At 54.8% G+C, this 12,586-nt stretch carries 13 protein-coding genes; 3 read left to right on the forward strand and 10 right to left on the reverse strand.

Features of this window, described 5'->3' with window-relative positions; all coding sequences use genetic code 11:
• Positions 1–64 precede the first annotated feature (64 nt).
• Positions 65–1,327 carry an NAD(P)/FAD-dependent oxidoreductase gene (locus tag PSN43_RS05265; protein WP_272699680.1) on the forward strand — a complete coding sequence of 421 codons (1,263 nt, stop codon included), beginning with the start codon at positions 65–67 and terminating at the stop codon, positions 1,325–1,327.
• A 100-nt stretch (positions 1,328–1,427) separates the two neighbouring features.
• Here the strand turns inward: PSN43_RS05265 and PSN43_RS05270 are convergent, their stop codons facing one another.
• On the reverse strand, positions 1,428–2,150 hold the full coding sequence (locus PSN43_RS05270) for a sulfite exporter TauE/SafE family protein (protein WP_272699681.1): 723 nt from the start codon (positions 2,148–2,150) through the stop codon (positions 1,428–1,430).
• A gap of 158 nt (positions 2,151–2,308) precedes the next feature.
• Between PSN43_RS05270 and PSN43_RS05275 the strand changes: the two genes are divergently transcribed.
• Positions 2,309–2,488 (forward strand): ferredoxin, encoded by a 180-nt coding sequence (locus tag PSN43_RS05275; protein ID WP_269942575.1) that lies wholly within the window; start codon positions 2,309–2,311, stop codon positions 2,486–2,488.
• A 66-nt stretch (positions 2,489–2,554) separates the two neighbouring features.
• Here PSN43_RS05275 and PSN43_RS05280 read toward each other — a convergent pair whose 3' ends face one another.
• From PSN43_RS05280 to PSN43_RS05295, 4 genes are all read right to left on the reverse strand, one after another.
• Positions 2,555–3,001, reverse strand: coding sequence for a DUF1499 domain-containing protein (locus PSN43_RS05280; RefSeq protein WP_272699682.1), 447 nt, complete (start codon positions 2,999–3,001; stop codon positions 2,555–2,557).
• 67 nt (positions 3,002–3,068) lie between these two features.
• A complete protein-coding gene (locus PSN43_RS05285) occupies positions 3,069–3,956 on the reverse strand; it encodes a DMT family transporter (protein ID WP_272699683.1) in 888 nt (295 codons plus the stop codon).
• 39 nt (positions 3,957–3,995) lie between these two features.
• Positions 3,996–4,328 carry an MGMT family protein gene (locus PSN43_RS05290; RefSeq protein WP_272699684.1) on the reverse strand — a complete coding sequence of 111 codons (333 nt, stop codon included), beginning with the start codon at positions 4,326–4,328 and terminating at the stop codon, positions 3,996–3,998.
• Between the two features lie 87 nt (positions 4,329–4,415).
• Positions 4,416–4,655: a hypothetical protein gene (locus tag PSN43_RS05295; protein ID WP_272699685.1), complete on the reverse strand. Its 240-nt coding sequence runs from the start codon at positions 4,653–4,655 to the stop codon at positions 4,416–4,418.
• A 1,335-nt stretch (positions 4,656–5,990) separates the two neighbouring features.
• Here PSN43_RS05295 and PSN43_RS05300 point away from each other — a divergent pair.
• On the forward strand, positions 5,991–6,311 hold the full coding sequence (locus PSN43_RS05300) for a TIGR03905 family TSCPD domain-containing protein (RefSeq protein WP_272699686.1): 321 nt from the start codon (positions 5,991–5,993) through the stop codon (positions 6,309–6,311).
• A gap of 1,091 nt (positions 6,312–7,402) precedes the next feature.
• On the opposite strand, the gene PSN43_RS05305 is transcribed toward PSN43_RS05300, so the two are convergent.
• The 5 genes from PSN43_RS05305 to PSN43_RS05325 form a co-directional block, all read right to left on the reverse strand.
• Positions 7,403–7,978, reverse strand: coding sequence for a hypothetical protein (locus PSN43_RS05305; protein ID WP_272699687.1), 576 nt, complete (start codon positions 7,976–7,978; stop codon positions 7,403–7,405).
• 365 nt (positions 7,979–8,343) lie between these two features.
• Positions 8,344–8,520, reverse strand: coding sequence for a helix-turn-helix domain-containing protein (locus PSN43_RS05310; protein ID WP_272699688.1), 177 nt, complete (start codon positions 8,518–8,520; stop codon positions 8,344–8,346).
• Between the two features lie 384 nt (positions 8,521–8,904).
• The gene (locus tag PSN43_RS05315; protein ID WP_272699689.1) at positions 8,905–9,360 is read right to left on the reverse strand and encodes an ERCC4 domain-containing protein; all 456 of its coding nucleotides are present in this window, start codon (positions 9,358–9,360) and stop codon (positions 8,905–8,907) included.
• 306 nt (positions 9,361–9,666) lie between these two features.
• Positions 9,667–12,054, reverse strand: coding sequence for a DUF3987 domain-containing protein (locus PSN43_RS05320; RefSeq protein WP_272699690.1), 2,388 nt, complete (start codon positions 12,052–12,054; stop codon positions 9,667–9,669).
• 253 nt (positions 12,055–12,307) lie between these two features.
• Positions 12,308–12,532: a helix-turn-helix transcriptional regulator gene (locus PSN43_RS05325; protein WP_272699691.1), complete on the reverse strand. Its 225-nt coding sequence runs from the start codon at positions 12,530–12,532 to the stop codon at positions 12,308–12,310.
• Between the last annotated feature and the right edge of the window lie 54 nt (positions 12,533–12,586).

The raw sequence follows: 12,586 nt of genomic DNA on the forward strand, positions 1-12,586 counted from the left end.
TTTTTAGAGGTCATAGTTGCCAGAATTGTCAACAGGTTGAGATCTTGACCAAGAGGAGTTCCGAATGGATTACGTTATTGTAGGAAATGGCGTTTCAGCCATCGGCGCCATCGAGGGCATTCGCCAGCACGACAAAGCCGGTTCCATCACGGTTATCAGCGACGAGGCCGTGCCGACTTACGGCCGTCCGCTCATTTCCTATTACCTTTCGGACAAGATCAAGTTCGACACGCTGCCGTTTCGGCCTGAAGAGTTTTACGAGCGGAACGGGGTCGCCATGCGGTTGGGGTCCAGGGTGCTTTCCGTGGACGCCGCCGATAAGGTTCTGACCCTCGACTGCGGCGACACCGTCAAATACGACAAACTGCTTCTGGCTACCGGCGGCACGCCGGTCCGGCCGGGCCTGCCGGGCGTCGACGGCCCCGGCGTGCACAACTTCACCACCGTCGCCCATGCCGAGACCCTCAAGGAATTGGTGGACAAGGTCAAGAAGGTGGTGGTCATCGGTGCGGGCCTCATTGCGCTCAAGGCCGCCGAAGGATTTGCCGAAAAGGGTGTCGATGTCACCATCGTGGTCCGTTCCCGGATCATGCGCACCTATTTCGACGAGACCGCCGGCGAACTCATCGTCGATCATCTGGAAAAGAACGGCATTCATTTTCTGCAGGGCACGGACACGAAGGCCATCATCCGCCGCGAGGACGGTTCCATCAAGGGCGTTGAAACCGACCAGGGACTGGTTGCGGCGGACGTTGTCATCGTGGCCGCGGGCGTTCGCCCGAACATGGGCCTGGCTATCCAGGCCGGGTTGACCACCGGGCAGGGCATTCGCGTGGATGACTACATGGCCACCAGCGACAGGGACGTCTTTGCCGCCGGAGACGTCGCCGAAGCCAAGGATTTGCTGACCGGCGAATACACGGTCCGCCCCATCTGGCCCAACGCGTATACCCAAGGCCGTTACGCGGGCAGGAATATGGCCGGAGCCGAAACTCCGTACACGGGCGGGATGTCCATGAACTCCATCACCTATTACGGACTTCCGACCATTTCCGTGGGCGAGACCAATCTGGCCGATGACGAACGGTACGAAACCGCCGTGTTTCTCGATCGGGAGAACTCGGTCTATCGCAAGCTGATTTTCCGGGATAACATTCTGGTCGGATGTATTCTTATCGGGGCCATTGACGCGGCCGGGTTCTACACCAGCTTCATCAAGAACGGTTTCGAGCTGGACGAAGCGGGCAAGGAGCGGCTGATGGAAGGCGATCCCTCTCCGGCGCTGTGGCCCGACAGCTTTATTGAAGCCATGATGAACAATCCCTAGATCGGGATTCCTGACGAAATCTCAAGAGCCGCTTTCGAGCGGCTTTTTTGTTTGGATGCATCCTGTATGGCCGACGCGTCGTTTGGCGGCGGGCTTGGGCTTAGACGTTGCGGTAAATCATCATGCAGCCGAGCAGGAAGACGACCGCAAGGGCGAGTTCCCTGTAGCCTTTGTCGGAAAGATGTTTGTACGCCTTGGTTCCGAGGAATATGCCCGTAACGAGGGCGGGCAGGGACAAAACGTATAAATGCAGCACTTCGTCCGTAATCATCCCGGAAACGGCCTGAGAGGCGATGACGACCATGCCCGAGAAGGCAAAGAAGCACGCCAGGGTGGCTTTGGCCTGGTCTTTCGTCCATGGCTGGAGGGCGGTATAGACGATTACCGGCGGCCCCCCGACGCCGAGGCTGCCGCCCAGCAGGCCGGAAAAAAATCCGGCCAGGATGGCCGCCGGTTTGCCGAGAGGTATCGGCTCGGGTCTGGCCAGGAACTGGTGGCTGGTAAAGACGATCATGATGATGCCGACAAAGATCGAAAGCCCATCAGGCGGAACCTGCTTGAGTGCGTACACGCCTAGGGGAGTACCCACGACGCTGGCGGACATTAGTGTGAAAGTGCATTTAAGATTGATGTTCTTGCGCAGGCGGACGGTCAGGTAGAGGCTGATGATGACAGCGAGAAGGACCATGAGCGGAACGCTGGTCTTGATGCTCAGGAAGAACCCCAGCAGCGGGAGGGCGATGAGCCCGAACCCGAATCCGGTCAGTCCCTGGAGGAATGCTGCGGCTAGCACGATGAAGACGATGGCGGCTGTTTCGAGCATTATGGTGGCTTACTGTATTTGTAAGAGGCTGCCAATGTCGATTCTCGTGACTTTAAATTTGGTATAAAATGGTTGCCACCAAATTGAATCGCAGGGTATAGGTATCAACAAATGGAAATCCATTTTTAACTAATCCCAGTATCTCAGGAGGTTGAGTTATGGCCATTGTCATTGATCATGATGAATGTATTGGTTGTGAATCTTGCGTTGAGATCTGTCCTGAAGTTTTCGAAATGGACGCCGACGGGGAAAAGGCTACGGTTATCGATCCGGATTCCACCCTGGATTGCGTGGACGAAGCCATTGAGACCTGTCCCAACGAAGCCATATCCAAGTAGCTGAAAAATTGTAAAAAAAAGACCGCCTATCGGAGGCGGTCTTTTTTTTGCGCTTTCGGGGAATTGCTACTGCAATTCGATGAATTTGCTGCGAACCTCTTCAATGATGTCCCGGCTGTCCGGGAAGTTCAGGGCTTCGCCACGGGATAAGGCGTGAACATGGATCAGACCCGCTTGTTCGTCATAATAAAACTCCGCATCGTCCATGGTGCGTAGAACGCTGCTTCTAAATTCCGCACGCAGATAGTTGCCTTCGCTCAGAAGCACCTTGCCGCCGAAGACAGACTCAACGGCATTGCTCAGGTCAACCATCACTTTGTTGGAATCGCCGGTGGCTTTGATGGGGTCGATTCTGCGCTTTGCATCGTCTGTTTGCGAGGAAATGCAATCGACGTCGTCCGGGCAGACGGCGAACATGCCATTGGTCATGCCCAGGTCCGGGGCTTTGGTCGAGCAGGCCGGGAAGGCGGCCAGGGAGATCGCGATAACGGTAGTGGCGAGTAGTTGTTTCATGGCTTTTGGTATATTTCGAAACCGAACGCAAAAGCAACCACTCATTTCGAATGGAGGCGTATCCCGATCAGCGTGTGCGGGTGGCCATCACCACGCCGGAGAAGATGAGCACGAAACCCGCGGCATGGACCGGAGTCACAGGCTGACCAAGCAAGAGCCAGGCGCCCATTCCGCTGAATACCGGTATGAAATATTGAAATAAGGCCGCATTGCCCGGTCCGATGTGCATGATGGCGGTGTTCCAGAGGAAGAACGCGGCCAGGGAAGCCAGTACGCCAGTATACAAGACCGCTCCGCCCACTGCCGGAGTAAGAGTCCAGGACGGGACGAAATACTGTTCCACGAGGGCCGCGGGGATGAGCGGAATGGTTCCCAGGAGAAAGGTCGCCCCGAGATAGGCGTTTCGGCTGATGGTCGCGGGTTTGCGCTTGACCAGGATGGAATACACGGCCCAAAGGAATCCGGCGCAGAACATCCAGATGTCGCCCAGGCGAAAGGTCAGGTTAAGGAGCGTGTCCAGGGAGCCTCTGGTGGCGATGGCCAGCATTCCGGAAATGGCGATGGCCAGACCGGCCCAGCGCAACGGAGAGATGCGTTCCTTCAGGAATATGCGGGCAAGAATGACTACGAAGACCGGCGTGGTGGCTGCGAACAGGGCCATATTTACGGTGTCCGTGGTACGCGCGCTGATGTACACCATCGTGTTGAACAGGGTCACGCCGGTGATGGACGCCGCCAGAAGCTCGCCGCGATGGTCGAGAAGCGCTTGCATGTCGCGTTGCATGTCGCGTTTGGCGAAGGGCAGGAACACCGCCGTGGCCGTCAACCATCGGAGTGCGGCCAGCGTGACAGGAGGGATATCGTCCACGAAGCCGCTGGCGATGAGAAAATTGCCTGACCAAATGGTCACGGCGAGCAGGGCGAAGATGACTCCGAGTGGACGATTGCCGAACATGCAGAGTGTGATAGTCGAAGCCGTATGGCTTGGCAATCTCTATCTATCCGTCACTATTGGCGCATTTGGAATCCAGCCGAACCGGTCGAGGTCAATGCGTCCGGCGTGGTCGAACTCCACCCCCTCAGCCTGGAGCAGGCGTTTTTGCTCATCATGCCCCTGGAATTCGTCCAAGGCAATCTTGCCCTCGCGATTGACCACCCTGTGCCACGGCAAGTTCTCCTTGCGGGAGCTTGAATGGAGCACCCTGACGACCTGCCGCGCTCCCCGGGCGTTGCCAGCCAAGGCGGCCACGCTGCCGTAAGTGGATACACGCCCCTTGGGAATGGCGCGTATGATTTCGATGATGCTTTGGGTAAGAGGGGAGGCCATGCCGTCAGATAAACCGCTACGAGTGCGCAAGGCAAGCCCCCCCCAGAGTTCGTCACCCGGTTTCCTCTCCGCTGTTTGCAAGAGCCGTTACTTGAACAACCGTTCGTCCTTGTGGTCGGGGCTTTGTTCCCCGTCCACCAGCAGATAGCGGTTCTCCCATCGTTTCAACATGGTGACGAGTACTATCATGTTGGCGTTGAGTCGGGTGATTTCCTTTTTCGTGGCCTTGGTCCATTTCCAGATGAAGAGCGGGGCGAAGATCAGGCAAAAGAGGAGGATGAGCGCCAGGATGCAGAGGATGACCAGGATCACGCCATTAGTTGCCATGACATAAGGTTCCATGAGGTCACCATATTGTTCGTGTGGTTGCAGTGGGGCCGGAAATGCATCGTCTTCCAGGCCGGCAACGGTGTTGGTAGCCGGTTGCTCCTGTTCGGATTAGCACGGATCGGGCATGGCCGGGCCTGAACAACGTTCCGGTTCGTGGCGTTGACGCAAAAGAAGATGGGAAACATGATTTCGCAGGATTTATTCGGAATGCCATGACTTTTGCTCCAACCCCGTCCGTTTGGCGGACGCGCTTTGGGATGGGTTCCGGAACAATGGGCAGCCTTTGAGCGAGCACTTCTTATATAGCCTGTGATTACGCAAAAGCAAAGTGATGTCTCCGAATGGCCACACGGTGCGGCGGCAATCTCGGTTAAAATCTTGGAGGCGGATCGCGAAACCCTGTCGACGAGGTTTCTACGGAGGTACTGGTCTTTTTCCCGGCGAAGCAATTCAGCCGTCTAGCGGCCAGTCAAGATGCCGAAAGGAAGTTGGCGGTGTTCGATCGGTTTGAGTTTTCGGTGGGCGACTTCGTTGGATATTCTTGTCATGCCTATTCGTTTTACTCGCAATGTTCCCATTCAATTAAATTTAGGCATATTCCGAAATAATTCGTCTTTATTCGTTGTTTTTGAGCGATGCCTACAGCATTTGCGGGCTGATTTTGTTTGTTTGCAATTTTTCCATGTTGTCCTGAACGGCTTGTTGTCGGAAGTAAAAGGCGCCATTGGTGAGAATTGGCACCATGTGATCTTTTTCACATGGCTGGATCTATGATTAAGTCTTTATCTCTCGCTGAAGAGAGGCGAATTAAAGGTCTCAACTGGTTGAAGAGGGACGGGAAAGTTATGTTCCATGTTTCACAATTGGCGTTTGACAAGCGTTTTATGATTATGTAGTTCGATTCCCGGCGCACATGAGACCATTGTTTGTGTGCTGGTCGGTAGAGAGCGTTCAGGATCAACTTTCACTGGCGTACCATTTCTCGGTCTTGTTTGAGAAAAATGGCACAATCCGGAATCCGGAAGTTGATCGGGATCAACATGTTTGGATCGCACGCTTTTTGCCGAAGGAATGGATAGAGTCCGTAATGCGAACTCTGGTCGACAACCCGGTTTTGCACGAATCGAAGGTGGTTGGCCCACGATCCCTGGTCGCCTTGAGGAATCGTCTCTGTCCTGACGGAAGACGTATGAACTTTCCGAAGGCCCCGTGTTCGGGACCAAGCCGGAGGGAGGGAAGTCTTGCCCGCATGACGCCATGCCGCAAGGAAAGACGAGTTGTTCTTTTGGCCGGTTCGTCCGGTGGAATTTTTAATAATACGGATTAAATACAATGGATAACGCACATCATCACACAGCTTCCGCAGGCACAGTCCCGTCCTCCCGAGTACACGTTGAGCATTACACGCCTGAAGCGGGTGTTTGCACCAAGGAAATCGACTTCGTCGTGGATAACGGCAGCATCGACTACGTCAACTTTTCCGGTGGGTGCGAGGGCAACCTCAAGGCCATCGCTTCCATGATCGAAGGCATGAACGTGGACTTCGTTCTTGATCGCTTCAGCGGCATCACCTGCGGCTCCAAGTCTACCTCCTGCATGGATCAGTTCTGCCATGCCCTGCAGGAATACAAGGAAAAGCATCAGACCCGATAAGTCCAGCCTTCGGCCTTGGGCCGAATACGCAACCGACGCAAGGGCCGACGAATATCGTCGGCCCTTTCGTTTTTTTTTGCCGGGGTCAGTTCTAGCGAGGGCAGACTTGGCGGACCAAGGCCACTGGTGTGTGGGGAGTCCCTTAGTTGCCATTGGTAACCAGAGTTATCTGGTCGGCCTTTGAATCTCCATTTGCAACCTGGGAACAGAAAACGAATCACGAGTCTGGCCGGCGTCTGAATAGTGAGCCCTATCCCTCACAAAACTTGACGAAGCATATAGATTTTCTTCACTGCGTCTAGGTAATCTGTTATGGCTCAAGCATGAGGTGTGTTCAAATAACAAAGCCTGAGGTCTGTCCTTTCTGCGGAACAAAGTTGCGTGCAGGCGTTTGCGTCTGCTCTGGTTGCGGCGCGCAGCATGTTACCGACATCAAGCCGCTGAACTGGTTCCTAGGTACCTTCATCCTCACCGTAATCTTCTCATCTATCTTTGTCGGTGAGGCTCTGTTTGGGCTTGGAGCCGTATTGGGGGTGGCCTTTGGAGTCCTTGCTCAATGGGTTAGAGATTCCTCGGCAGAGTGGACGCGATAATACTTCCGCAGCCTCCACAGTCTCATTCGATCTGATTAAATTCGCTTTGTCGGGGCATCTGTTCTGTTCAAATTCAACCCCAAGCCGGACCAGCTTTTGTCCTTTCCCTTTTGACTCATTTAGGTGTGTCAATCGGATGCGTCACGATTTGAAGGCTTCCGGCGAAAAGCTGGACATGGTCAAGTTGCTGCAGAGTATTGCGAAATTTGCGGGGTAAACTCATCTTGGCTCCCCATCACGGACTTGAATAGCTGACCCATCTATTAATCGTCGCTTGCTTGTCGCTTTGTTTGGATGGATTTTGGATCAATCGAATATTTTTCCGCCTATCATCGTCAAAACACCATCAAAAAAAGGGTTACGGAAAATCCGTAACCCCTTGAAATATGGCGGAGAGGGTGGGATTCCAGAAGTTGAACCTTCAAACCCTGTTATCATTGATATTTTTGTCTTCGTTTTCTGGCTCTGGTGTAGCAGTCTGGTGTGGCAGTTGGCAAGTTAATCATTTGAGGCTTCGTTGATAAGTCGACTTGCCTGTAGGAGTTCCTCATAGTCATCGTATTTCTCACAGGTTACCAGCATGTCACCATTAGCTTGAAGCCCGGTTGCACTCAATCCGGGGAACTCATGATTGGATGTTTTGATTCCCCACGCACATCCCGCATAGATGGTATTGTAGAATGTGTGACCTTCAATATATGCCCATTTGGGAAAGGTCATCACCCTTTTCACTACTGTTCGGTCTTCCTTGATTAAAGCAGCAGGGACAATGTGATACTTGTCGCTATCGGTTTGCTCCAAAAGCATCAGCCGAATTCTTTCCTGATGGGGGCCAAGGTCAATATGTCTGAATGTTGGTAGGGAACTAATTCCAACTCGGTAAAGGATGCTTAGGTGGTAGAGCTTAAACCGAAGATATTCGATCCCTGTAAGGGTGATATCCTCGTCAGGAATTGAGTCAGGTAGTGCGTTGGCGTTGAGCCAATATCGAGCGAAATAGTCTTCATATTTACGGCTTAGGAGTTGTTCGCAGTCATGGCAAAACAACCGTTCCCATAAACCTTTCTGACGCACGTCGCGTGCGCCTTGAGTCGTGTAGGCATAGTATCGGTGGTTTGAATCAACTACCAAACGATACAAGTGGTTAGGGTAGATATGTGATTCCCTAAGAGGAGCCTCAGTCTGGCAGAGTTTGCATACTGGCATCTCTTCCTCGAATTGGAGGGACGGGAGGTTTCCCCTTCCAGGTTGAAGATTAAACTCAGCCATACAAAAACAGATACACCCTAAGACATAAATACACAAAGAGAAAGCCCGTCCAGCAAGGTAGGCGGGCCGGGCATTTGCGGACGCCGTAAGGCATTCTGACTGTCGATTCGACCCTTGGCTAGGACGACCGGCCAGGACGCGTCAGAGGCGAAATTTGGAAGCCGTTTTGGCTACCCCTTGATGATCCGGTAAAGAGTCTGGCGGCTAATACCGAACTCTGCTGCCAACGCCTTCTTTTCCTCTTCCTGACCACTGCGTCGCCTGATCTCGTTCATCTGTTCCTTGGAGAGTTTTGCCGTCCGTCCACAGTACTTGCCCCCTGGCCTATGCCTTGGCGATTCCTTCACGCTGCGGATTTATACAAATTCCCGTTTGAATTGTGCGATCACTTAATAGGACGCAAAGTTCAAAGGTCTTCTCCTGGTTGTTTGCATCTTTTCTCTAAAAAACAGAAAAAAGGGGTTGCGGGAATATGCCGTAACCCCTTGAAATATGGCGAGGGTGTCTGTGTGATTTTATATCTATCTGGCTGTAGTTGTTTGAGATAAAAAATCACATTTTTTTGTTGCCCCCAAAGTTGCCCCCAGAAAGGTGGCGGTGTGAGGATGGCGGAGAGTGTCCTATTCGGCAAATCATAACGAACAAAAGCACCCTTATTTTTTCGCGTTACTGAAACCAAAACTTCCACCGACGGTCTACCGCTATGCAACCCTAGACTTTTCACCGCCCCCCTATGCCACCGCCGCCTTATACTCCCGCTCCATCTGTCGGGCGTAGTGCCGCAAAAAGTGATAGGTCGCGTACTCGGCCCATGCCCTGGACTGTGCGAAATGAAAGGTCGCCCGGTATCGGGACATGAACGAATAGGCCGTCTGTGTCGCCGCCTTGGGTTTCATGCGGCTCCGATAGTTCCCGGCCACGATATCAGAGAATGGGGCCTCTACGACTACCATGAAGGCATCCAGTCCCCTGGCCCTGGTCAACTCCCGCTCGAAGCGTTCCCGGCCCGTAGAGATGGACTGTACGAAGTCGGCCAGGCTTTTGCGCTCAACGGCCACCCGGCTTTCCAATCCAGCAAGCGAGTAGTCGCCAGTTGAAAGAGTGCCCTCGATCACGGCTACGCCCTCATACTTGTCGCCCTCGAAGTGGAAGGGCGATTGCTCCCGGCTGTCTCGGATGATCTTCATTTACCGGCCCTCCTCGGCTTCACAAACCTGGCGGGTAGGTCAGTCCTCGGCGTAAACGTCTGCACCCTCCATGAAGGGCAACCGGACCGCTTCCCGCAACTCTCACACGCTTGACCCCGGTAGACCCAATGGCCGCCATGAAGAGGGCAAGGGGCCAGGTGCGGATATGCGGCCATCTCAATTTCACTTTCATGAAACCCCTGCACAATATCCACAATAGGGGCCTCTATCGGAGGTATTGTGGATATTGTGCATGTATTCTTAGTCTGTGAGTTTTGATTCAGCCACCTGTCGGAGAATCCCATTTTATGATCTCCTGGCCTTGGGGTTGACCGCATAAGGTTGGCTTTTGTGTTGCTTTGGCAGCTTGATAATCAGCCCATACTCTTCCAGAACATCCAGGCCGGGGCTAACCTCTTTCATAGTGGGGAACGTCCCTCGGACTCTTTTCAATGCGTCACGCCCTGTGAATCGCTCCACGCCGTCACGATCTAGCCAACCCCATATTTTCTTAGCACACTCGGTCCGAGGATCGACGCCCATGAGGTCAAGGGCTGCCTTGGCATGTTCCACCAATATGGATGCAAGGTTGGTTGCTGCCAACATCACATCTTTTCCAATTTTGAGGTCCCAAGGGCGTTCACAATATGCGCAATGGAAAAGGCCAGCTAACCGCACTGCCTGGCCGGGGAGCTTTCCCGCCCAATCGGTCATATCTGCGAACTCTCCACCGGGGCCGAGTTCTTCCTCAACAGCCTTGTTGAAGTCCTCCCATACGTTTAACGCTTCGGGGGTCAGGTGGATCAGGTGGTGGGTATCCTGGCCGTCATCGCCCATACGGGCGGGGAGGTCCAAGAGTTCCCTTATCAAGCGGTTGTACTCGGCCTCTATCGTCTGTGATACGGCTCGGGTTTGCCCCCTGCTTCCAAGCAGGCTCTTGGGCAGCCAGAACAGCATACGGCCTACCAACCCACGCCCGCGCATGACGCTGTTTTCGCCGAGGACCGTTATAACGCTCGGCTGCGGACAAAGAGCAAGGGTCAACGTCGGTGACTCCAACACGATTGGATCACGCCCGCGTCGGTCAACATGGACAGCCTCTTGCCCCCACGCCTTCAACACAAGGTCTAGGTTGGCAACGCCCTTGGAATAGCGGCCCGCCAAGGTGTCAAGTATCCCCCCCTCAGCTTCGATAATGGCGATTCGTCCTCCCTGCGGTTCCATGATCTCGGCCATGGCCTCCGGGGTTACATCGTCGGCAAGTAAACGGGGGATAGTTGGGACTTCCGGCAATTCGGCTTCAAGTTGTCGGACTTCATCTAAGACGGCCCTGCGGTCCTCGTTAGTCTTTGCACTGGCGATCTTCTTCCGCTTGGCGTTGATGGCCTGTTCCAGTGTAGCTCTTTCGGACTTGGCCGTTCGCACAGCATCCACCATTTCGGTCCTGCGCTCTTTCTCCCATTGGACAAGAGGCCGTTTGAATATCTCCACCACACCGCTTTTTCTTTGACCGGGAGGAAGCGCACAACACTGAAATAGGTTCAGTGGCTCGGAGTAGCCCGGCTTGACTTGGACGCGGGCCTTGCCTTGTACGGCTGTCGCAACGGCAGAGAGGGCGGCTGTCAGGGACAATTCAAGCGGCACCTGTAGGGCCTCGGCCACGTCCTGACAGATATGGGCCAGGGGACCGGGGATCATATCAGCTTGAAGCTGAGGCAACACCACGTCGTCTAGATGGACGGGCGCGGGGTAATCCTCCTCGCTCGGCTTTTGGTCCTCGATGGGCTGAGGTCCATTGCACCGGGCCAATTGCTCCCGCACAGCATCCAGCCCCGCCAATTGGTGAAGGTCGTTGAAGTCGGACAGGTCGGGGCGATCTTCAAAGAGGGGGACAACCAACTTGCCTCCCACGCCTTGCGCTGCGGCCTCGGCCTTGGTTCTGCCGGGGTTGCCCTTGGTCCTAGCGTCGTTGTCTCCAGCTATGACGATCTCTCGGTCGGGGTAGGTCTTCCGCGCCAGCTCCGCTACGGGTTTGAGGTTCCCGGCATTGAACGCGCAAAGAACGGTTGCCCCGGTTGCCTCATACACGGAAAGACCTGTGGCAAGGCCCTCCACGATGAACAACCGGCCATCGTCGCCTTTGATTGGGAAAAAACCACCGGCAACTTGTCCACCAGGAAGGAACAACTTGGAGCCGTCCGCGTGGATGAATTGAAGCGTCTGCGGCTGCCCGTCTTTGCCGAGGACCGGCACGACCAGGTTGTCATCATCGACACGAAGCCGAGCAACTGCTCTTACTCCTTTGGCGGTCAGATACGGGTTGCCGTCCTGGGCGTCAGGAAGCCCGTTTAGGGCCTCGACAGCCTTGGCGCGGGCCTCGGCATAGCGGCGGGCCTGTTCTTTTGTCCTGGCTGCCCTGTCTCGCTCTATCCTGGCCTTGAGGGACTGCCTCTCGGCCTCGGACATTGCGGAACTGTCGCCATCCGTCCAGGTGCCGGACTCTCCGGTGCGCCAGTTTTGCCACCAACCGGACGCGGGCTGGTCCAGATGTAGCACATAGGCAGCGTCTTTACCCTGCGGCTTCCCCTGGGTCCCGCAACGGTGCAACTCGCCGTCTGCTAGGATTTCGCCGGGGACGATCCCGGCACGGTGAAGCTCGGCCTCAAACGCGGAGATGATATCTTGCGGGGTCATGCTGCCACCCCCTGTCGGTCTTCGGCCTCCTCAATGTGGACTTGGAGGGCATCCACCATGAGAGAGGTCCGAGCATCCCACGGCCAACCGGCTGCGGCCACACGGTCAATCATGCGGCTCTGAACTCGGCGGGCGATCCTGGGGGCAGCCTGTTTGACGGATTCAAACGGAAGCGGTATGAATTGGGCAACGGTTTTTCTTTCGCCCCTCGATGTCTCGGCAGGATTGACGGGGGCTTTTGCTTTGTTCAGCATCAGGCAGCCTCCCCGTCCTTGGGTTCGCGGTTGCGCTCCTCCATCCACTCACGGACGGCGGCAACGTCAAAGGCGGTAGTACGCGGTCCGAGTTTTACGGGCTTGGGAAACTGGCCATTTTTAATCCAGCGCCAAATGGTGGGTTCGCTTGCAGGAATAAAGTTGAGAAGCTGCTTGATCCGCAGGAAGCCGGTGTCAGGGAATACCGGGGTGCCAGATGTCATAAAAACCTCCAAATAGTCTGAGCCGTGGTGAGGCTCGGTTAGACTTTATGGAAG

This window comes from Desulfovibrio sp. Fe33 (assembly GCF_028532725.1).
Lineage (GTDB): Bacteria > Desulfobacterota > Desulfovibrionia > Desulfovibrionales > Desulfovibrionaceae > Pseudodesulfovibrio.

Excerpts from the sequence above, each read along its gene's own strand:
- PSN43_RS05320 (WP_272699690.1), bottom strand. The coding sequence starts at position 12,054 with ATGACCCCGCAAGATATCATCTCCGCGTTTGAGGCCGAGCTTCACCGT.
- PSN43_RS05290 (WP_272699684.1), bottom strand. The coding sequence starts at position 4,328 with ATGGCCTCCCCTCTTACCCAAAGCATCATCGAAATCATACGCGCCATT.
- PSN43_RS05300 (WP_272699686.1), top strand. The coding sequence starts at position 5,991 with ATGGATAACGCACATCATCACACAGCTTCCGCAGGCACAGTCCCGTCC.
- PSN43_RS05275 (WP_269942575.1), top strand. The coding sequence starts at position 2,309 with ATGGCCATTGTCATTGATCATGATGAATGTATTGGTTGTGAATCTTGC.
- PSN43_RS05295 (WP_272699685.1), bottom strand. The coding sequence starts at position 4,655 with ATGGCAACTAATGGCGTGATCCTGGTCATCCTCTGCATCCTGGCGCTC.
- PSN43_RS05265 (WP_272699680.1), top strand. The coding sequence starts at position 65 with ATGGATTACGTTATTGTAGGAAATGGCGTTTCAGCCATCGGCGCCATC.
- PSN43_RS05315 (WP_272699689.1), bottom strand. The coding sequence starts at position 9,360 with ATGAAGATCATCCGAGACAGCCGGGAGCAATCGCCCTTCCACTTCGAG.
- PSN43_RS05325 (WP_272699691.1), bottom strand. The coding sequence starts at position 12,532 with ATGACATCTGGCACCCCGGTATTCCCTGACACCGGCTTCCTGCGGATC.
- PSN43_RS05285 (WP_272699683.1), bottom strand. The coding sequence starts at position 3,956 with ATGTTCGGCAATCGTCCACTCGGAGTCATCTTCGCCCTGCTCGCCGTG.
- PSN43_RS05280 (WP_272699682.1), bottom strand. The coding sequence starts at position 3,001 with ATGAAACAACTACTCGCCACTACCGTTATCGCGATCTCCCTGGCCGCC.
- PSN43_RS05270 (WP_272699681.1), bottom strand. The coding sequence starts at position 2,150 with ATGCTCGAAACAGCCGCCATCGTCTTCATCGTGCTAGCCGCAGCATTC.